This window comes from Wolbachia endosymbiont of Howardula sp., from assembly GCF_025021925.1.
Classification (GTDB): Bacteria; Pseudomonadota; Alphaproteobacteria; order Rickettsiales; family Anaplasmataceae; genus Wolbachia.
In genome coordinates this window covers 349287-369272 of sequence record NZ_CP092368.1, presented here as the reverse complement: position 1 = coordinate 369272, position 19986 = coordinate 349287, and the positions used below count along the sequence as shown (strand labels likewise).

Below are 19986 nucleotides of genomic sequence, written 5' to 3'. Positions count from 1 at the left end.
AGATGATGTATAATATATCGTGCTAAAATATGGAGAATGAATATTCTCTTTTAATACTAGAAGTATCTTGTAGAGCAAGATATAAGATAATATCTTTTCAAGAACATAATGAATATACAAGAAAAAAAATATGATAAGATTTTAATAGCCAATCGAGGAGAAGTGGCCTGTAGAATCATTAAAACTGCTCATAAAATGGGAATTTCTTGTGTATGTGTTTATTCAGATGCAGATATTCATTCTTTGCATGTTAGACGAGCAGATGAAGCGAGATATATTGGATCTTCACCTGCCTATTTAAGTTATTTAAATATTGATAAAATATTTGAGATAGCACTTGAAACTGGTGTACAAGCAGTGCATCCAGGTTATGGTTTTTTATCAGAAAACCCTAATTTACCACGTATTCTTCAAAAGAATAATATAGATTTTATAGGTCCAAGTGCAGAAATAATAGAAGTAACAGCTAATAAAATTACAGCAAAAGAATCCGCAAAAGCTGCTGGATTAAATATAGTACCTGGATATATTGGTACCATTCAAGATACGCAACATGCAATACAAGTGGCGGAAGAAATTGGCTTTCCTGTTATATTAAAAGCCATGTCAGGTGGAGGAGGCAAAGGCATGCGAATAGTTAATTCTAAAAAAGATATTGAATCATCATTGGAATTAACAATAAATGAAGCAAAAAAAGGTTTTAAAGATGGTAATATCTTTATAGAACAATATATTACATTATCAAGACATATCGAAATTCAAATTATAGCAGATAAATATGGTAATATAGTCTGTCTTGGAGATAGAGAGTGTTCAGTACAAAGAAAGAATCAAAAAATCATAGAAGAAGCTCCAAGTTCATTTCTGAGTGAACATGTCAGACAAGAAATGTATATGCAATGTATTGCATTAGCAAAACATGTTGGTTATTTTTCTGTAGGTACTATTGAATTTATTGTAGATTCACAACAAAACTTTTATTTTCTTGAGATAAATACAAGATTGCAAGTTGAGCATCCAGTCACAGAATTTGTTACTGGTATAGATATAGTAGAAGAAATGATTAAAATTTCTCGTGGCTCACATTTAGGATTTAATCAAAAAGATATTAAGACAACTGGTCATGCAATTGAAAGTAGAATTTGTGCTGAAAATCCTTCTAAGAATTTTTTGCCTTCTAGTGGAAGAATACAATATTATCAGACACCTAATCACCTTAATAATGTAAGAATAGATGATGGAATACTTGCAGGTTCAGAAATTGGTACATTTTATGATTCAATGATTGCAAAAGTGATAACATATGGAATCAATAGAATAGATGCAATTAGTAAAATGCAAAAAGCATTATCCGAATTCTATATAGAGGGTATTATGAGTAATATAGAATTTCTTGAATCAATTTTTCGTCATCCACATTTTATTGCATCAAATATTAATACTAGATTCATTGTAGATTATTATCCTAGTGGATTTCATGGAGATTATTTAACAGAAGAATATATCAAAATATTTATTTTTACTGCATTGTATGTGCACATAAAAAATGAAGTACAACATTATTATTATAACTCTTCAGGAGAGGTACAAGATTCAAAAATAGAATGTAAAAAAATTATTTCTGCAACTGAGACTCTAAAAGAGATGTTAATATCAAATACTTTTATAGTAAAAATCAATGATAATTCATATAATATAAATGCAATATATCAAGATCAGATACTGATAGTAATGTATAATCATAATATATATTATATCAGTGGAACATGGACTACAAATTATAGACTCATACATATGACGATTAATGAAGAGCTGCATCTATCATTAAAAGTGGACAGGCAAGATTGTAAATTCTTCATAAGATATGCAGGAATGCATGCTGAATGTGATGTCTTAAAACCTCATATAGCGATATTAAATAATATAATGTTAAAAAAAACAGTTGAAGAGACATCAAATGATATTGTCATATCTCCAATATCTGGATTGTTAGTTAAATTATATGTAAATATAGGAGATCATGTAGAAATCGGTCAACCTTTATTTGTAGTAGAAGCTATGAAAATGGAAAATATCGTATGTGCTGAATCAGCATTGATTGTACAAAACATTTCTATACAAGTAGGAGAAACGCTAAGAGTGGGAGATATTGTATTATCGCTTGCTAAATATCAATGATTCTTTATTTTTGCTTAATTAATAAGCATAAAAAATATATACATGAGGCAAATAAAAGAAAAGAAAATATCTGATGTGCTACAGCAAGTGTTATTGGTATCTGTAATAGTAAAGTAGATATTCCTAAAATAATCTGAATAATTGCAAAAAACAGTATCATATATACTGCTTTATTATGCATATTTTTTATAGTCAATTCTATGATCAGAAAAATGATAAATAACGCTAGTATCCGATGAATAAATTGTACTGTAATCTTATTTTCAAAAAAATTTTTCCATATAGGATGTAATACTAAAATATCTTCTGGAATAATATAACCATCCATCAATGGAAAAGTATTATACAAAAAACCAGCATGTAATCCTGATACAAGAGATCCAAATAGTATCTGTATCAAAATAATCATCATAATGAATGTTATACGACAGATATTACGATATCTAGATTGTATTACTTGAGAATGATTGAATACTATTAGTAGAGGTTTTAATAACATATACAAATAACATTTAATAGTATTAGATACCTTGCAAACAGGTTTACTATAATGGGTATAGTAAACCTGTTGTATATCTTGAGAAATCATTTTAGTATTCTGTTGTATAATATTAATATGTAAATTAAAGCATTGATATAATAATAAGGTAAAAATACTTAATGCTAATAATAAATGTACTGCAAGCCTATTCTGGCTCACATATGGAATACTATCTAATCCACTTTTTACCATATACCAACCTGCAAATGCTTGTAATATTCCCAGCAATAACACTATTAATAATATTATTGCTTGCTGTCTGATTATTCGTCTTGTAAGTAAAAAATAGATAAATGGTACTATAAAGAATAAACCTGCTATCCTAGCAATTAGTCTATGTAAATATTCTATGAGATAGAGTGTACGAAACTCTGACATACTAATATCATAATTAAATCTTTGATACTCTGGTGTTGCTTCATATTTTGTTCTTTCTTGTACCCAATCACTCTGATTGAGTGGTGGAATTATTCCAGTAATTGGCTTCCACTCTGTGATTGATAATCCTGCTCTTGTTAATCTGGTATATCCTCCAATCCCAACTACCAGTAGTATCATCACTGAAGAGAGAAAGAGCCATATCATTAACACTTTTGATTCCATGACTTATAGTGTGTGTGTTATATATCAAAAATAATTATAAAGTATCAAGTATGATAAGGCAAGACACACAACATTGTCAATGAGAGAGTATAATATATAAAAATGTTGAATTCTGTCATGTACACTGAATTGTAGAAAAAAAAGAATAAAAAATGTATTAATTCATTTATTGATATAATATCATATATAATATCTCACAGATGATCATTATATCAAATATGCATGTTAGAAGAAGAATATAGATTTCAAAACATTGAACATCATTATAACACATTATGGGCACAAGAAAATATCTATAAATGGCTTGGTCAGAAGAATAATTCTTTTATTATTGACACCCCTCCTCCAACAATATCAGGACAATTACATATAGGACATATATTTAGTTATTGTCATACAGATTTTATTGCAAGATTTCAACGTATGCTTGGAAAAGATGTTTTTTATCCAATAGGATTTGACGATAATGGTCTTCCTACTGAAAGATTAGTTGAACAGACATATAAAATAAAAGCTAAAGACGTCATTAGAAGTGAGTTTATAAAAATGTGTCATCAAGTGATTGAAAAATCAATATTAGAATTTAAGCAATTATTTAAAGCTGTAGGTATTAGTTATGATTGGGATCTCGAATATCATACAAGCAGTCAAGAATCTATTATATTATCTCAAATGTCATTTATTGATTTATATAACAAAGGATATGCATATAAAAAGTTACAACCTGTCTTATGGGATATAGTTGATAAAACAGCAATTGCGCAAGCAGAAATAGAAGAAAAACCTTTTGATGCATATTTATATACAATCAGTTTTTTCACTGAGGAAAATGAGCAAATTCATATTGCAACTACTAGACCTGAACTATTACCATCATGCGTTGCAGTGCTTTGTCATCCAAATGATCAACGATATACACATCTAATAGGCAAAGAAGTGCTTGTTCCTATGATAAAGTCTGCAAGAGTACAAGTTATTGCCGATGATAAAGTCAAAATAACAAAAGGTACAGGTTTAGTCATGTGTTCTACATTTGGTGATGAACTAGATATATATTGGTATCATAAGTATAATTTGCCTATAAAAATTATTATAGATCAGAATGGGATCATTAGACTTATCGCGTCGTCATTATATGACGATCAATTATATCAAATAGAAGGTCTAAACATTATAGATGCAAGAAATAAAATAGTAGAAATACTTACTGAGAAAGGCTTGTTAATTTCAAGCACTCATGTTCATCATTCTGTTAAATGTTCCGACAGATCTGGTGCTCCATTGGAGATATTACCTACTAAGCAATGGTTTATAAAAACATTAAATCAAAAAACACAAATCTTAGATAAAGTACAATCATGTAATTGGTATCCTAATAATATGCGTAAGCATATGGAGAGATGGATAGAGGGTCTAAATTGGGATTGGTGTATCTCAAGACAACGATATTTTGGTGTACCATTTCCAGTATGGTATTCGAAAAGACAAGGAGAACAAGGTAAGATTATCTTATCTACATTAAATCGATTACCTGTGAATCCGTTAATAGATCTACCAGAAGGTTACAGTAGAGAAGAGGTAATACCAGAACAAGATATAATGGATACTTGGGCTACAAGTGCTATTACACCTCAGTTAAATGCCATGGCACTAAATAATGAGTTGAGCTTACCTAATCATCGATATGATATTATCTTTCCTACGGATCTACGTAGTCAGAGTCATGAAATCATCAGAACCTGGGCCTTTTATACCATTTTGAAATCACATTATCATGCAAATGTATTACCATGGAAAAACATTATGATTAGTGGATGGTGTTTATCTTATGATAAAAAAAAGATGAGTAAATCAAAAGGTAATATTATTACACCTCACATGATACTTAATAATTATGGCGCAGATGTAATACGATATTGGGCTGCCAACTCAAAACTTGGAACAGATTCAGTATATTCTGAAAATGTATTAAAGATAGGGAAGCGTCTGATTACAAAACTTTGGAATGCTAGTAAGTTTATCGCTCAATTCATAGAAAAAAATAATAATATATATACTAATCATGATATCACTGAAACACTAGATCATTGGATATTATATAAATTATCTCAAGTGAGAGATAGAGCTACAATATCGCTAGAATCATTTGAATATGCTGATGCTCTTACTGCAATAGAAACATTTTTTTGGAAGGATTTCTGTAATAATTATCTCGAATTAGTAAAAAAGCGTGCATATTCTGAGATCGTGATATATCACGGTAGAATAAGTGCAAGATATAGTTTAATATATGTACTCAATATTCTTTTGAGATTATTTGCGCCTTTTATACCATATATTACAGATGAAATCTATCACCGATTATATAGCAATGAATCTATCCATATACATAATAATTGGCCAAGACAAGAAGATAGAAAATGTTATAAATATGCTTATAACATGGGAGAAAATGTTATAAGCATACTCAATATTATTAGAAAGATTAAGACATCTCATAATTTCTCAATGCAACATATGATTAATACTGTAATCATCAAAGTAAACACACAAGAAGAGAAATTCGATTACTCTATTCAGAGAGATTTATGTAATGTATGTCATATCAAGAGAGTAGTATGGAGTAATGTGATGCAAAAAGGATATACTACTGAAAATGGTAAATTTATGATTAGTATAGAAGAATAATGCTAATTTAATATCAATTCTCACTAGATCAAGCAATTTAAGAATTAAGATACAAAAAAAAGAGCTAATTGTGTTCTCTAGACACATGTAAACTCATCAAAAAATTTGCACAACATTGTCATTCACTTTATTATAGAAATCATGATTAAGAGAATTAATATTATGATACCTATCATATGCGCATTAGATACACATAATTTAAAGAAGACTATAGCATTTGCTCACTCTCTATATAATAGAGTTAGTATGATTAAATTGGGATTGGAATTCTTTACTGCTCATGGTCTATCTGGAGTGAGAGAAATTGCAAAATGTAATATACCTATTTTTTTAGACTTAAAGCTTCATGATATTCCCAGTACTGTATCACGTGTTATCGAAGTAATATCACATCTTAATATTGCAATGGTCACATTACATGTTATGGGAGGAGCGAAAATGCTTCAAGAGGCATTACATGCAGCTGATGGTACAAATATCAAATTGATAGGAGTGACCGTTCTGACTAGTATCGATAATAATGATTTAAATGAATGTGGAGTATTAAGAGAAGTACAATCACAAGTAGTCTTACTTGCAAAATTTGCAAAAAAGATTGGTTTGTATGGTATAGTATGTTCAGCATGCGAAGCACAAGCAGTACACAAAGTATGTGGCAGGGATTTTATAGTGATTGTGCCAGGAATACGTATAGAGACTCTTGCAGATGATCAAAAAAGAATCTCAACGCCAGAATGTGCAATAAATTTAGGTGCAGATTATATTGTGATTGGGAGACTTATTACGCAAAGTGCTGATCCTATTAGGAAACTGGAATTCATACGACAATCACTTCTTGTAACGAACCAATAATATATTCAAGATATACAACTAGATGACTAAATACTATTACAGTATATATTTATATTACTTAATCTATTATAGCTCTTTTACATGTAAAACATATGGAGAAGATTCTACTATCTTAGCAGGAATTACATGTTTACTATGTGTATGTATACCCAGTTTAGTAAATGTACGTACAGATGGAAAGATTCTTGACTCAAGTGAATGAGCAGTGTGATTATAATGTTCAACAGCATTTTTTAAACTTTTACGTAAATTATCAAAATGTGTGCTCATTGTGCACATTCTTTCATATATAATATGCCCTAATTCACTGATTTGTTTTGCATTTTCAGAGATCATTTCTTGTTTCCATCCATAAGCTACTGCTCTTAGCAACGCAATTAAAGTAATAGGCGTGGCAATCATAACTTTGTTTTCGATGCCAATCTCTATTAAAGATGGCTCATATTCTAGCGCTGCACTAAATACTCCTTCTCCTGTAAGAAAGAGAATGACAAGCTCTGGTGTATTATCAAATTGATTCCAATACTCTTTTTTTGCAAGAGATTGTATATGTTTTTTGATAGTAAGTGCATGATGCTTGAGTTTTATCTTTTGCAGTTGTACATCCTTTTGAGCAAGAGCATCAAGATAAGAATCAAGTGGCACTTTCGCATCTATGATGATCTGCTTACCAGATGGCATTTTAATGACTACATCAGGTCGTAATATAGTGTCTTCATGTTTATCTCGTATTGTTGGTTGAGTTAAAAAATCACAATGTTCTATCATTCCAGCCATTTCTACTACTCTTTTTAATTGCATTTCACCCCATTTTCCTCTAATATGCGGTTTGCTTAAGGCATGTGCAAGGTTTGTAGTTTGATTAATGAGTAAGAGAATCTGTTCTCTCATTCCAGCATATGCTCCTGCCCTTTCTTTTTCAAGACTACGTATTTCATTATCAAATTTTTCTAATCTTTCTTGTATTGGTCTGACAACTTCATGCATTTTTTCTTCTCGGATTGTAAAATCACTGTGTGTTTCTTTTATCTTACTATCAAGTACATCTTTTGCTAAATTCATAAAATGATTACTATTCTTCTGTAATGCATCTATAGAGAGGTGTTTAAAGGTATTAATAATTCTTTCTTCTGATTGAATGAGAAATTCGATTTCTTTTTTATGTGCTTCACGTTCTGTGTGTAATGTAATATCAAGTTGTACTTTTTGTATTGTTAAATCAGTAATTTCTTTATTTTTAATTGTTATACTATGTTGTATAATTGCTAATTGTTGCTCTAACTGATACAAATATGTCTTCGATTCTGCATCTTTGTCTCTTAATTTTTGTACTATTATATAAACAAATAACAAGAACGAGAGCATGCAAGATGCCGAATATACAAATATCATAATCAATAGTATTATATATACACATATTATAATATAGTGTATATCGCATCAATTAATACTCATATGTATAATGATCAAAGTATTAACGAAAATATATTCGAAGTCTGAATCGGGTTGACTTCATCTGCCTTATGTCATATTACTAATATTATTATGAGTATGAGATACTAAACTTACCATGACAGTGTTTGAACTTTTTACCTGAATGACATGGACATTTAGCATTTCTAGATACTTTTGGCATAATAATCTCAATTGTAGAATTTTCTTGCGCAATGCTTCCTTGTTTATAATGTGTAAATGTACAGTGCACTAGATGTGAAATTGTCAATATTTTCCATTTTTCAAGCATAGATTCAAATATTAAAAAAGACTCACGTTTAAATTCATTTATTGGATCTTTTTGACCCATTGCACGCAAATTCATACTCTGTCTTAAACTTTCTAAAGTTGAAAGATGTATTCTCCATAAGTGATCTAGTGTAGTAATCATTACTTGTTTAACTATAGTATGCCACATATCTGTACTTTCTTGATTGTTACAATATTCTTCTTTACAAGTAAAAATATTACGTATCTTTTTATTAATATACTCTAATGCCTCTTCTGTATTACAACACTGTGATAATTCTGTTTTTTCAAGTTGTATCCCATATCTTATCTCATATTCTTGTGCTATTTTATCAATATAATCTTCGTAATATCCTTTTTTTATTATATTTTCTATAGTAGCTTTATTGACTTCTTGAGAGAGTTCATATAGATCAGTAACTCTATTACCTATAATATGATTTCTTTGTTCAAAAATTACTTTACGTTGACTGTTAATAACATAGTCAAACTTTAACAGAGATTTTCTAATTTCATAATGTCTTGCTTCAACTTTTTTTTGTGCTTTTTCAAGAGCTTTATTAATCCATGGATGATGAATTGCTTCATTATTCTTTAATCCTACTTTCCTTAAAAAATTTCTCATTTTATCTGATCCAAATATTCTCATCAGATCATCTTCTAGTGATAAAAAGAACTTAGATAAACCAGGATCACCTTGGCGTCCAGAACGTCCACGTAATTGATCATCTATTCTTCTGCTTTCATGTCTTTCTGTACCAATGACACATAATCCTCCAGCTGCTATAGCTAGCATTTTATTTGCTTGTACTCTATCAAATATTTCTTGAAATTTTTTCTTTCTTTCATCATGATTTTTTATATTCTGTAATTCTAGTTTTGCAATCATCTCTACATTTCCACCAAGCTGAATATCAGTGCCTCGTCCTGCCATATTAGTTGCTAGAGTAATATTCCCTGGTATTCCTGCTTGCGCTATTATATATGCTTCTTGCTCATGATAACGGGCATTCAACACTGAATGCCTAAGGGAATGATTGTGTAAAAGAGTAGATAGTTTTTCAGAATGTTCTATACTTGCTGTCCCAACAAGTATAGGTTGTAAGCGTTTTTGACACTTTGTGATAAATGTTAGTACAGCATTATATTTTTCTTGCGATGTACCGTAAATTTCATCATCAAGATCTATCCTTTGTACAGGCACATTAGTAGGAATTTGTACTACATTGAGTCTATATATATCTAATAATTCATCTGCTTCTGTAGAAGCAGTACCAGTCATACCAGAGAGTTTATTATACATACGAAAATAATTTTGAAATGTTACAGATGCTAAAGTTTGATTTTCATGCTGAATCTTTAGTTTCTCTTTTGCTTCAAGCGCCTGATGCAGACCGTCAGAATATCTTCTGGATTCTACCATACGTCCAGTAAATTCATCTATAATCACTATCTTGTTGTCTTTGACTATATAATCTTTATTAATTGTGAAAAGTTTATGAGCGCGTAATGCTTGATCTATATAGTGAATCACTCTCATATTATTAGTATCATATAGAGAGGAATTTTTCTTGATCAAATGAGCTTCAATTAATAATTCTTCAATTTTCGAAATACCATTATCAGTCAGAAAAACAGTTCTATTTTTTTCATCTATTTCATACTCAGATGTCACTAATTGAGTAATTATACTATCTATATTAATATATATTTGGTTATTCTGATCACTTGGTCCAGAAATAATCAGTGGAGTACGTGCTTCATCGATTAATATTGCATCTACTTCATCCACTATTGCATAATGAAAGCCTCTTTGTACCATATCCTCCTTCGAGAATTTCATATTATCTCGTAAATAATCAAATGCAAGCTCATTATTTGTAGAGTAAATGATATCTGCATTATATGCTTCTTTTCTTTCATTATCTTTTAAATCGTTGACAATGTAGGATACAGATATATCAAGTGCGTGATATAATTTGCTCATCCATTCCATATCACGTTTTGCGAGATAATCATTTACAGTCACAATATGTACTCCTTTGCCTGATAAGGCATTGAGATATGCTGCTAAAGTTGCAACTAATGTTTTTCCCTCACCTGTTTTCATTTCAGAAATCATACCATTATGTAATGTAATACCACCAAGTAATTGAACATCAAAGTGTCTCATATTAAGAAATCTACGAGCTGCTTCCCGTACAACAGCAAATGCTGGTACAAGAATATTGTCAAGTGTGTTCCCTGTTGCTAATTTTTGTTTAAATTCTTGAGTTTTATTAGCAAGCTCTTGATTCGATAAATTTCTCATCTCTTGTTCTAATGCATTAATATGCTGTACAATTTCCATGAAAGATTTTAAAATCATGTGATTTGTATTACTGAATATCTTTCTTATAAAAAACAGCGATAATATAAAAATGCAGAACATAGTTATAATCGTAAAAATCAAAAACGAATCTAGCATAAAACTAAATAATAATAGATTTTTTTATATCATGATATTATGCATGATTATGCGTCAATGATATAGGGATGTTAAGCGGATTGTTCATGAATGTATATAATATAACAATATAATTTTATATATTTGGTCATTTCTCGATATATAATATATTTTATTTCTTTAATTGAATATTCATACAATTCAAATGTTATGTGATTCTTTAATAATAAGATTGTTATATCATACTAAGATCATCTTTTGGTTTAAAATTTCTTAATATGGTAATAACTTCTTAATCAATATCTGAAGTTTTGCAATCTGAGAGATAAACCTTGTGATCTCTCTCTTCTGTATTATATTATACTTCTAAAAGTAATCTATTTGGATCTTCAATATAATTTTTAATCTTAACAAGAAAAGTGACTGCATTTTGACCATCAACTATTCTATGATCGTATGATAGTGCTACGTACATCATAGATTTAATCAATATATCGTTATTTACAGCAACTGGTCTTTTTTGTATTGCATGCATACCTAGGATTCCAGATTGCGGAGGATTAATGATAGGAGTAGACAGTAAAGAGCCATATATCCCACCATTTGAAATAGTGAAAGTGGCTCCTTTCATTTCTAATACTTGCAACTTACCTATGCGAGCTTTTTTACTTAAATTGGCTATAGTTAATTCAATTTCAGAAAAGGACATCTGATGAGCATTCCTAATCACTGGTACAACTAGTCCTTTATCTGTGCTCACTGCACATCCTATATCATAATAATGTTTATATATAATATCATCACCTATAATTTCAGCATTAATCTCAGGAATTTCTTTTAGAGATTGTATTACTGCTTTTATAAAAAAGGACATAAAACCAAGCTTAACTCCGTATTTCTTTTCAAAAACTTCATTATATTTTGCTCTTAAATCAATCACATTGGTCATGTTAATTTCATTAAATGTAGTTAAGATAGCAGCAGTATTTTGTGAGTCCTTTAATCGAGAAGCAATTATTTTTCTAATAGGACTCATTTTTACTCGTGTTTCTGTTCGATGATTATTTTTCATTTCTTTGACTGACTGAAGATTCTGTGTGATTAGAGAACTTTGATTTGTATTAATATAATCTATAATATTTGCTTTTGTTATTCTCTTATCAATTCCAGTTCCTTTAATACTTTCTGCATTAATACCAGTGTCTTGTATGATTTTACTTGCTGCAGGAGATGATCGTATAGATTGAATAACGCATTTTTCTTGTTCATTTGTATTTTCTGCAATATGTTCCTCTACGGATAGAATTGCTAATATCTGACCAGGACTAATGATTTCCTCTTCTTCGACAAATATTTTAGTAATTTTCCCAGAGACTTCTGCAGTTAATTCTAGTGCTGTTTTATCAGTTTCAATTTCAAAGATCAGTTCATCAAGCTTGACAATCGCTCCAATGTTCGTTTTAATTTTTATTATTCCTTCCGTAATAGATTCACCTCCTAGGGTGTTTGGTGCACATATTTCTATAGTCTTATTTATATTCATATCTTAAACTTTTTGCTTAATACTTATCTAATAATATTTATACATACAAACTACTATTTCACTAAGTGAATAAATAGCATAAGTAGTAATTTTGTTAAAAAATTTATGTATATGTCATACATAATGATATGACATATACTATATAAATCAATACTTCTTGCGAAAGAGTCATACTTATGGCTTATCTTTAATTTCATTTGTCTGTTGTTGTCTCCATATATGTAATCTACATGCTATCTGATCATCAGATAACGCTAATATCGATGCTGCAGTGATAGCAGCATTATATGCGCCACTTGTTCCTATAGACATAGTAGATACAGACACCCCTTTGGGCATTTGTACTATAGATAATAGGCTATCTAATCCATTTAGATATTTACTACAAATAGGTACACCAATAACAGGTAAAAAAGTGAGTGATGCAATCATTCCAGGTAAGTGAGCGGCACCACCTGCACCTGCTATTATTACTTTAAATCCTACTTGTTGTGCAGATTTAGCAAATTTAAATAATCTTTCTGGTGTTCTATGTGCAGAGATTATATATACTTCATATGGAATTCTCAGTACTTGTAACATCTCGATAGAGTGATTCATAGTCACTTTATCAGATTCACTACCCATAACAACAGCGACATCTTTGTATATTGTAATATTACACATAATATGATATTATTAATATATCACAGTGTAGATTAAAATCACAATATTCCAATAAATTCTTGATATAATATTGATTACAATCACTGATATCATAGTAACTTAACTTTAATATTATACAATAATATAAAATTATTAACTAGCAATTCAAGTTTAGAGAGTCAAATATTGTTTATGTCATTATACGCATCATTTGACACAATCATATTTTATAAGTATTAAATTTTCATAGTTTATCACTATAATATATACCAACTATATTGCAAATTCATAGACACTAGATTTAGTGTGTAATATGCATATATTATATACATATTAAAATTTCTGAATACATGAAACAATATTCACGAAATATACAATTTATTACGCAATACATATTTTTACTGGAAAAATACTTGACAAATTTTTCTTATTTTGCTACTAAGGTTTAACCTAAATTTAGTCTTAAATATATCATTTATGAATGACGTTATCGTAGAAAAGTGTATAGAAAATATTGATAATCGTTTCAAATTACTCTTATTAGCGAGCCAAAGAACCTATGATCTCAATACAGGTGTGCTAAATGCTATTCCAGCAAGTAAGTATAAGATGCATAAAAATACAGTCATTTCATTGCATGAAATAGCAAATAAAGAAGTAGATATATATGAATTATTTGATTTATTAGTAGAGAGATGTAAAGAGAATATGACTAGTAATGTATATAATACAAAAACTTATAGTTTAATAAATAAAATTGATAAAATGCATTTTACAGAAAGTTTTTCTGATCATTAGTAAATAATGATATTTTATAAGTTCATACAGAGAGTTCATGCACTATAAATGATTAAATGTATAATTTACATATTACTATTCTTTTTATTAGTAATGTTGCTTGTAATGTTGATTCAGTCGCATAATATATATATTAAGGTATTGGTTTTTAATCATTTTATCACACAAGTGATTTTGCTTATAACGTCAATTTCAGTGCTTTATAATATTCAATTTTTAATTGATATTGCACTTGTATACAGCAGTATAGGTATACTATCAAGTATATCTCTTATGAAATTTAAATTATTAAATATTAGATGATAGGCAAGATTTGTATTATATTAGGAATTTGTTTCATAGGAATTGCAAATATAGGAATCATACGATGTTCTGATCATTTATATTCTAAATTACATATCTCTTGTATCACAGATGCGAGTGGAGCAACATTGATGTTAATTGGCTTCATTATGCAAGATAAATTAGCATTTAATACTTTTAAGATATTATTATTAGTAATAATGATTTGGATTTCTAGTGCAACCAATAGTTATATTTTAGCTCATATATATTATCAAGATCACAAGAATTGTTCTAAAGAAACTGACAAGTGTTTGAAGTCTTAAATACAATATTACTCTTAATATTAATTATAATAACAGTATATATAATACTTTCTAAACATTTATTGATCACCAATATTCTAATGTGTGTATTTAGTGTTCTCAATACACTTGCATATGTCACTCTTAATGCACCTGATGTCGCGCTTACTGAAGCTTCTGTAGGGGCTGGATTGAGTACAGTATTGACATGTACTGGACTCGGCTTGATTAAGAAACATAAGCTCAATATTCGATATTCTCCTATCAGGATTATTTTAATGATATTTTTAATGATATTGATTACTCATTTTATGAGTTATATGCCAGTTTTTGGTATGTCTGATACTCCGATTCATATGAATATGAAACCTAATTACATAGAGAAAACACAAGAAGAAATTGGTATTCCTAATATTGTGACAGCTATTTTAGCAAGTTTTCGTAGTTATGATACTCTCGGAGAGATTTTAGTAGTCTTTACTTCTGCACTATGTATAACATTAATATTAAAAAAAGATAAAGAGCAATACGATGCATAAAGATTATATACTCAATATGGTTGCATTTTTAATAATTCCATATATTATTTTATTCGGTTTATATGTACTATTTCATAGTGATTCCACTCCAGGTGGAGGTTTTCAAGCAGGTATTATTACTTCCTCCGGAATAATCTTATATTCTATGATATTTGGTATCTCGATTACACTCAAAACATTCTCTTATTCTATAATGAAATTTGTTAGTGTGCTTGGTATATTTATTTATTTAGGTACAGGTATGATACCTATGTTATTTGGAAAAAATTTTTTATCTTATAATGCATTATCATATAGAATAATCACTGGACAAAAACTTGGTATACTTTTAGTAGAATTAGGTGTACAATTTACTGTATGCACATCCATGTTAATAATATATAGAGAGTTTTCTCTCAAGAGAGAGTAATGGTTTTATTTAATTATATCATTGTGATCGTTCTCATGATATTGGGTTTATTTATTGTCATAAATGATGACAATTTAATCAAAAAAATGACAGGAATAAGTATTTTGCAAGCATCTGTTTTATTATTCTATATTTCCTTAGGATATATTAAAAGTTCCTTACCTCCAATATTCATGACAGATTGTGATATATACAGTCATCCTGTACCACATGTATTAATGCTAACTGCAATTGTAGTGGGAATTGCAACATTTTCAGTTGGATTATCTATAATAGTCAAGATAGAAGAACAGTTTGGTACAATTAATGATAATTATTATACGTAAATAAATTCTCTATCTCATGTAAGAAATAATATTAAAATATAATATACATTAATAATAAGTAAAACTTGCTAATAAATATTTAGATTCTATAAAGGTAATGATGTCAGTGATTAATAGTATACAAGAGAAAAAAAAAATTATTAGAGAATTAGTGACTAAAAGCATCAAAAGAGGAGGATTTATCACTTTTGATGATATACAAAGTAAAGTGCCAGATGAACACTTTTCATCTGAATTTGTAGACGATACGATTTCTTTATTACAAGATGCAGGTATTAATACGCTTGAAGTACAAGAAGATGAAGAAGATTCTCATATTACTCATGAAGATAGTAAAATAGATGAAGAGATCTCTCCAAATATTACTAGCATATCAGTGCAGAATGATGATCCTGTTAGAATGTACTTACAAGATATGAGCTCTGTTAAGCTTTTATCAAGAACAGATGAAATAAAAATAGCAAAAAAAATTGAATCTGAAAAGAGAGATATGTTACGTGCACTTATTGAAGCATCATTGACATTGCAAATAATCCAAACTTGGCGTGACAACTTAAGTAATGGTACTCTCCTATTGAGAGAAATTATTGATTTAGATGCAATGTATCATTCTGAGTTTAATATTACAGTAAAATCAGAAAATGAATATGTAAAAGAAGAAAAGAATATTTTAGAACGTCATACTCAGAAGTATAATGATTATGAAAATGATAAAAAAATGAATATCAAACACGATGATGAAGATATAAATGTGACAAATTTAAATGTATCTATTATCGATATGGAAAACGATTTACTTCCAAAAGTGATAGTAGCGTTAGATGAAATCATCGCTTTAACTTCTCAAGTGAGAATATCAAGACAGCTTATTCAGACTGATGCTAATCAACTAGTATATAAAGATTTATATGATCAAATATGGTCAATAGCATTGCAAATGAAATTAAGTGATACTGCCGTTAATAATATTGTACAAGAACTTTATCATATCAATAGATCTATTATTCTTGAAGAAGCAAATCTTATTTTAGAGGCTAAAAAATATAATATTGAGAGAGATGAATTCTACATAGTATATAATGAAATATTTATAAAAGATTATGAGCTACAAGATTTAATTTTTTTAATCTCAAATCATACTAATATGAGCTTGATATCAGAAGATTTAAAACACAAATGTCGCAGATTTATCGCAGATCATGCAAATGAGATTGTATCTACATTAAATAATATCAAGCAATATTTACCATCAGAGACTTCAACAGAATTTAAACAATTAGTGCAAATTATTCAAAAACATGAACGAGAAGTATATGAAGCAAAGCAAGAGATGATAAAAGCAAATTTGAGACTAGTTGTATCAATTGCTAAAAAATATTCAAATAGAGGTCTTGCACTACTTGATTTAATACAAGAAGGCAACATCGGTCTGATGAAAGCTGTAGATAAATTTGATTATAAACGTGGATATAAATTTTCAACATATGGTACATGGTGGGTCAGACAATCTATTACTCGTGCAATACCTGAACAGTCTAAAGTAGTGAGAATTCCAGTACATATGGTAGAAATAATCAGTAAGATCAACAGAGCTGTTAGAAAAATGTCTCATGAAATGGGTAGAGAACCTACATTAGAAGAACTCAGTATCGAATTAATTATGCCAATAGATAGAATACGTAAAGTTATGAAAATAGCAAGAGATCCAGTTAGTCTGGAATCTCCTACTGGTAAAGATGATAGTAGTACATTTGGTGATTGTATAGAAGATAAAAGAGTCTCTAAACCAGAAGATGCTGCTGTACTTGCAGATTTACGTGGTATTACAACTAATGTGCTTGCTACTTTAACACCAAAAGAAGAGAGAATTTTAAGAATGCGTTTTGGTCTTGGTAAAGATGGTAAGGAACATACATTAGAAGAAGTAGGGAGAATTTTTAATGTGACACGCGAGCGAATTAGACAGATAGAAGCAAAAGCGTTAAGAAAATTAAAACACCCAAGTCGTTCTAGAAAACTAAGAGGTTTCTTTTAATTATTGGCAAACGATCTCTTTCTGATAGTAATCATTTATTAAGTAACTAATTAAATTAATTAGTGAAGTGTGTTAATAATGACACCTGGTCTAGCATACGTTTAGCTGCCTTTTGCTCAGCAGATTTTTTACTATAATCACATGCATGTATATTATCATAACCTTTAATATATACAGATATAGTAAATTCAGGATTATGCGCTGGTCCAGTTTGTTTTATTACAGTATACTTTGGTAAAGGTAATATATGTTTTTGAGTCCATTCTTGTAGCGAGGTTTTAGAGTCTTGAGGAGGAAGGAGCGTATTTTTAGCTAACTTTTCCCAGTACTGAGCAATGAATTGTTCAACATGTTGAAATCCTCCATCAATATAAATTGCACCTATTAATGCTTCAAGTGCATTTTCTAAATTTCTTGAGCTAAACTTTCTGATATTACAAGACATATTATTATTCATGATTATAAAATCACTTAATCCTATTTCTTGCGCAACATTAGTAATAGTTGTACCACAGACTAAATGAGTTTTTCTCTTAGCTAAGGCTCCTTCTTTTTCTTCTGGAAAAAGTTTAAATAATATCTGAGATATTACCATATTTAAAATACTATCACCTAAAAATTCTAATCTTTCATAGTTAATTATCTGTTTTTTACTATTCCTTTTATTTGCACTGGGATGTGTCAATGCTTCCTCTAATAGAGAATCTTTGATGAACTTATAATTAATCACTTTATATATTGAATTATGTAAGGTTGTCATGTTTATGATTGTAATAAGCAGAATATTCTACTATATATTTAGAGTAAAAAACATATATTTTTTTAACAGGATATTTAATACTCTTTAAAATTTACAATTACATCCTACTGCATCAGTGATATTAACAAATCCATCTCTTCTTAAGAGAGCTGCAAGTTCTAGGTTAATAGTATTGATTACTTGAGGACCTTGATATATGAATGCAGTATATAATTGTACTGCAGAAGCTCCTGATTTTATTTTCATATATGCCTCACTACCATTTGAAATACCTCCACATCCTATTATAAATATCTTGCCTTTAGTAAGAGTATACATATCTTGCAATAATTCAGTTGAAAGTTTAAAAAGTGGAGTACCGCTTACACCACCTATAGTGTGTTTATAATCATATAAATGATCACGACTGATAGTAGTATTACTTACTATTAAACCATCAATTTTATAAGTTAATACAAGTTCAGCAATATTTTCTTTAGTTTGATCATCTATATCTGGTGATATTTTTAGCATAATACGAGTTATGACATTATCACTCTTTATTGCATTACAGGTAATTGTAATTGCTTGTAATAGTTCTGATAATGCTTCTTTATTATGTAAATTACGTAGATGAGGAGTATTTGGAGAAGAAATATTGATAGCAATATAACTGCTTTTGCCATATAACTTTTTTACTAAATCAACATAATCATCTATTATATTTCCTGATGTGTTATTTTTTCCTATGTTAACACCAAAAACACAGTTATTAAGTTTGAAGTTATTGATTTGCGTCAGAAGATACTCTATACCTTTATTATTAAATCCTAATTTATTAATTAACCCGCGTTCTTTAATCAATCGAATAATTCTTGGTTTTTTATTACCATATTGTGGATATTTTGTGACGGTACCTACTTCCAAAAATCCAAATCCAAATGATCTCATAGAGCGCATCACTTCTGCATTTTTATCAAATCCAGCAGCTAATCCTACTGGATTGCTTATCTTCTGACCAAAAAAATTTATATTTAAAGAATTCGGTAGTTCTTCTAGTGTTCTACTAGGTATTTTCTTTAAAAGCAAAATTGTTACATTATGTGCAGTTTCAGGAGGTAACAAGAATAGTAGTTGTCTGAATATCTTATCACAAGTATTTATATAATTCATGTCTTGTATATGTGTTAATGTAATGATGAATTATATATTCAGTATGCAATCCACTCTTATTATATATTGCATTTACAATCAATCCACTATTAAATGCACATTTATAATTCATTTATTTTATTACTTAATCTATCGCAGAGA

The 19986-nt window shown here is 29.1% G+C and carries 16 protein-coding genes and 1 pseudogene; 10 read left to right on the top strand and 7 right to left on the bottom strand.

All coding sequences use genetic code 11. The annotated features are described in order from the left end of the window. Positions 1 to 114: 114 nt before the first annotated feature. On the top strand, positions 115 to 2178 hold the full coding sequence (locus MC061_RS01715; protein ID WP_259536264.1) for an ATP-binding protein: 2064 nt from the start codon (positions 115 to 117) through the stop codon (positions 2176 to 2178). A 4-nt stretch (positions 2179 to 2182) separates the two neighbouring features. On the opposite strand, the gene MC061_RS01710 is transcribed toward MC061_RS01715, so the two are convergent. Next, positions 2183 to 3322, bottom strand: a complete 1140-nt coding sequence (locus MC061_RS01710; protein ID WP_259535515.1) for a COX15/CtaA family protein — start codon at positions 3320 to 3322, stop codon at positions 2183 to 2185. 222 nt (positions 3323 to 3544) lie between these two features. On the opposite strand from MC061_RS01710, the gene MC061_RS01705 reads away from it, so the two are divergent. Next, positions 3545 to 6010, top strand: a complete 2466-nt coding sequence (locus MC061_RS01705) for a valine--tRNA ligase (protein WP_259535513.1) — start codon at positions 3545 to 3547, stop codon at positions 6008 to 6010. A 162-nt stretch (positions 6011 to 6172) separates the two neighbouring features. Next, complete coding sequence (pyrF, locus tag MC061_RS01700; RefSeq protein ID WP_259536262.1) at positions 6173 to 6862, top strand: orotidine-5'-phosphate decarboxylase; 690 nt, start codon at positions 6173 to 6175, stop codon at positions 6860 to 6862. A gap of 66 nt (positions 6863 to 6928) precedes the next feature. Here pyrF and MC061_RS01695 read toward each other — a convergent pair whose 3' ends face one another. The 4 genes from MC061_RS01695 to purE form a co-directional block, all read right to left on the bottom strand. Then, positions 6929 to 8227 carry a DNA recombination protein RmuC gene (locus MC061_RS01695; RefSeq protein ID WP_410543427.1) on the bottom strand — a complete coding sequence of 433 codons (1299 nt, stop codon included), beginning with the start codon at positions 8225 to 8227 and terminating at the stop codon, positions 6929 to 6931. A gap of 178 nt (positions 8228 to 8405) precedes the next feature. Beyond that, complete coding sequence (gene secA, locus MC061_RS01690; RefSeq protein ID WP_259535509.1) at positions 8406 to 11036, bottom strand: preprotein translocase subunit SecA; 2631 nt, start codon at positions 11034 to 11036, stop codon at positions 8406 to 8408. A 373-nt stretch (positions 11037 to 11409) separates the two neighbouring features. Next, positions 11410 to 12594, bottom strand: coding sequence for a 2-oxoglutarate dehydrogenase complex dihydrolipoyllysine-residue succinyltransferase (odhB, locus tag MC061_RS01685; RefSeq protein WP_259535507.1), 1185 nt, complete (start codon positions 12592 to 12594; stop codon positions 11410 to 11412). Positions 12595 to 12768: 174 nt separating this feature from the next. Beyond that, the gene (gene purE / locus MC061_RS01680; RefSeq protein WP_259535505.1) at positions 12769 to 13260 is read right to left on the bottom strand and encodes a 5-(carboxyamino)imidazole ribonucleotide mutase; all 492 of its coding nucleotides are present in this window, start codon (positions 13258 to 13260) and stop codon (positions 12769 to 12771) included. 456 nt (positions 13261 to 13716) lie between these two features. Between purE and rpoZ the strand changes: the two are divergent. From rpoZ to rpoD, 7 genes and pseudogenes are all read left to right on the top strand, one after another. Continuing rightward, positions 13717 to 14001, top strand: a pseudogene (rpoZ, locus tag MC061_RS01675) (DNA-directed RNA polymerase subunit omega); the annotation flags it as partial. 84 nt (positions 14002 to 14085) lie between these two features. Further along, on the top strand, positions 14086 to 14340 hold the full coding sequence (locus tag MC061_RS01670) for a monovalent cation/H+ antiporter complex subunit F (RefSeq protein ID WP_346268834.1): 255 nt from the start codon (positions 14086 to 14088) through the stop codon (positions 14338 to 14340). Next, a complete protein-coding gene (locus tag MC061_RS01665; protein WP_259535503.1) occupies positions 14337 to 14645 on the top strand; it encodes a monovalent cation/H(+) antiporter subunit G in 309 nt (102 codons plus the stop codon). Before MC061_RS01670 ends, MC061_RS01665 begins: the two co-directional genes overlap by 4 nt. Beyond that, a complete protein-coding gene (locus MC061_RS01660; protein WP_259535501.1) occupies positions 14630 to 15163 on the top strand; it encodes a DUF4040 domain-containing protein in 534 nt (177 codons plus the stop codon). The genes MC061_RS01665 and MC061_RS01660 overlap by 16 nt, the downstream gene beginning before the upstream one ends. Further along, entirely contained in the window at positions 15156 to 15572 is a 417-nt protein-coding gene (locus MC061_RS01655) for a Na(+)/H(+) antiporter subunit B (protein WP_259535499.1), read from the top strand. The genes MC061_RS01660 and MC061_RS01655 overlap by 8 nt, the downstream gene beginning before the upstream one ends. Further along, positions 15572 to 15898: a cation:proton antiporter subunit C gene (locus tag MC061_RS01650; protein WP_259535497.1), complete on the top strand. Its 327-nt coding sequence runs from the start codon at positions 15572 to 15574 to the stop codon at positions 15896 to 15898. Before MC061_RS01655 ends, MC061_RS01650 begins: the two co-directional genes overlap by 1 nt. A gap of 100 nt (positions 15899 to 15998) precedes the next feature. Then, positions 15999 to 17933, top strand: a complete 1935-nt coding sequence (gene rpoD, locus MC061_RS01645; protein WP_259536258.1) for an RNA polymerase sigma factor RpoD — start codon at positions 15999 to 16001, stop codon at positions 17931 to 17933. Between the two features lie 55 nt (positions 17934 to 17988). Here rpoD and rnc read toward each other — a convergent pair whose 3' ends face one another. Both rnc and MC061_RS01635 read right to left on the bottom strand, forming a co-directional pair. Next, positions 17989 to 18693 (bottom strand): ribonuclease III, encoded by a 705-nt coding sequence (gene rnc, locus MC061_RS01640; RefSeq protein WP_259535495.1) that lies wholly within the window; start codon positions 18691 to 18693, stop codon positions 17989 to 17991. Between the two features lie 84 nt (positions 18694 to 18777). Continuing rightward, positions 18778 to 19845 carry a quinone-dependent dihydroorotate dehydrogenase gene (locus MC061_RS01635; protein ID WP_259535493.1) on the bottom strand — a complete coding sequence of 356 codons (1068 nt, stop codon included), beginning with the start codon at positions 19843 to 19845 and terminating at the stop codon, positions 18778 to 18780. Between the last annotated feature and the right edge of the window lie 141 nt (positions 19846 to 19986).

What these genes read in the sequence shown, in the direction of transcription:
- rpoD (WP_259536258.1), top strand. Translation starts at nt 15,999, where the DNA reads ATGTCAGTGATTAATAGTATACAAGAGAAAAAAAAAATTATTAGAGAA.
- pyrF (WP_259536262.1), top strand. Translation starts at nt 6,173, where the DNA reads ATGATACCTATCATATGCGCATTAGATACACATAATTTAAAGAAGACT.
- MC061_RS01670 (WP_346268834.1), top strand. Translation starts at nt 14,086, where the DNA reads ATGATTAAATGTATAATTTACATATTACTATTCTTTTTATTAGTAATG.
- MC061_RS01705 (WP_259535513.1), top strand. Translation starts at nt 3,545, where the DNA reads ATGTTAGAAGAAGAATATAGATTTCAAAACATTGAACATCATTATAAC.
- odhB (WP_259535507.1), bottom strand. Translation starts at nt 12,594, where the DNA reads ATGAATATAAATAAGACTATAGAAATATGTGCACCAAACACCCTAGGA.
- MC061_RS01710 (WP_259535515.1), bottom strand. Translation starts at nt 3,322, where the DNA reads ATGGAATCAAAAGTGTTAATGATATGGCTCTTTCTCTCTTCAGTGATG.
- MC061_RS01655 (WP_259535499.1), top strand. Translation starts at nt 15,156, where the DNA reads ATGCATAAAGATTATATACTCAATATGGTTGCATTTTTAATAATTCCA.
- purE (WP_259535505.1), bottom strand. Translation starts at nt 13,260, where the DNA reads ATGTGTAATATTACAATATACAAAGATGTCGCTGTTGTTATGGGTAGT.
- MC061_RS01695 (WP_410543427.1), bottom strand. Translation starts at nt 8,227, where the DNA reads ATGCTCTCGTTCTTGTTATTTGTTTATATAATAGTACAAAAATTAAGA.
- secA (WP_259535509.1), bottom strand. Translation starts at nt 11,036, where the DNA reads ATGTTCTGCATTTTTATATTATCGCTGTTTTTTATAAGAAAGATATTC.
- MC061_RS01665 (WP_259535503.1), top strand. Translation starts at nt 14,337, where the DNA reads ATGATAGGCAAGATTTGTATTATATTAGGAATTTGTTTCATAGGAATT.
- MC061_RS01650 (WP_259535497.1), top strand. Translation starts at nt 15,572, where the DNA reads ATGGTTTTATTTAATTATATCATTGTGATCGTTCTCATGATATTGGGT.
- MC061_RS01635 (WP_259535493.1), bottom strand. Translation starts at nt 19,845, where the DNA reads ATGAATTATATAAATACTTGTGATAAGATATTCAGACAACTACTATTC.
- rnc (WP_259535495.1), bottom strand. Translation starts at nt 18,693, where the DNA reads ATGACAACCTTACATAATTCAATATATAAAGTGATTAATTATAAGTTC.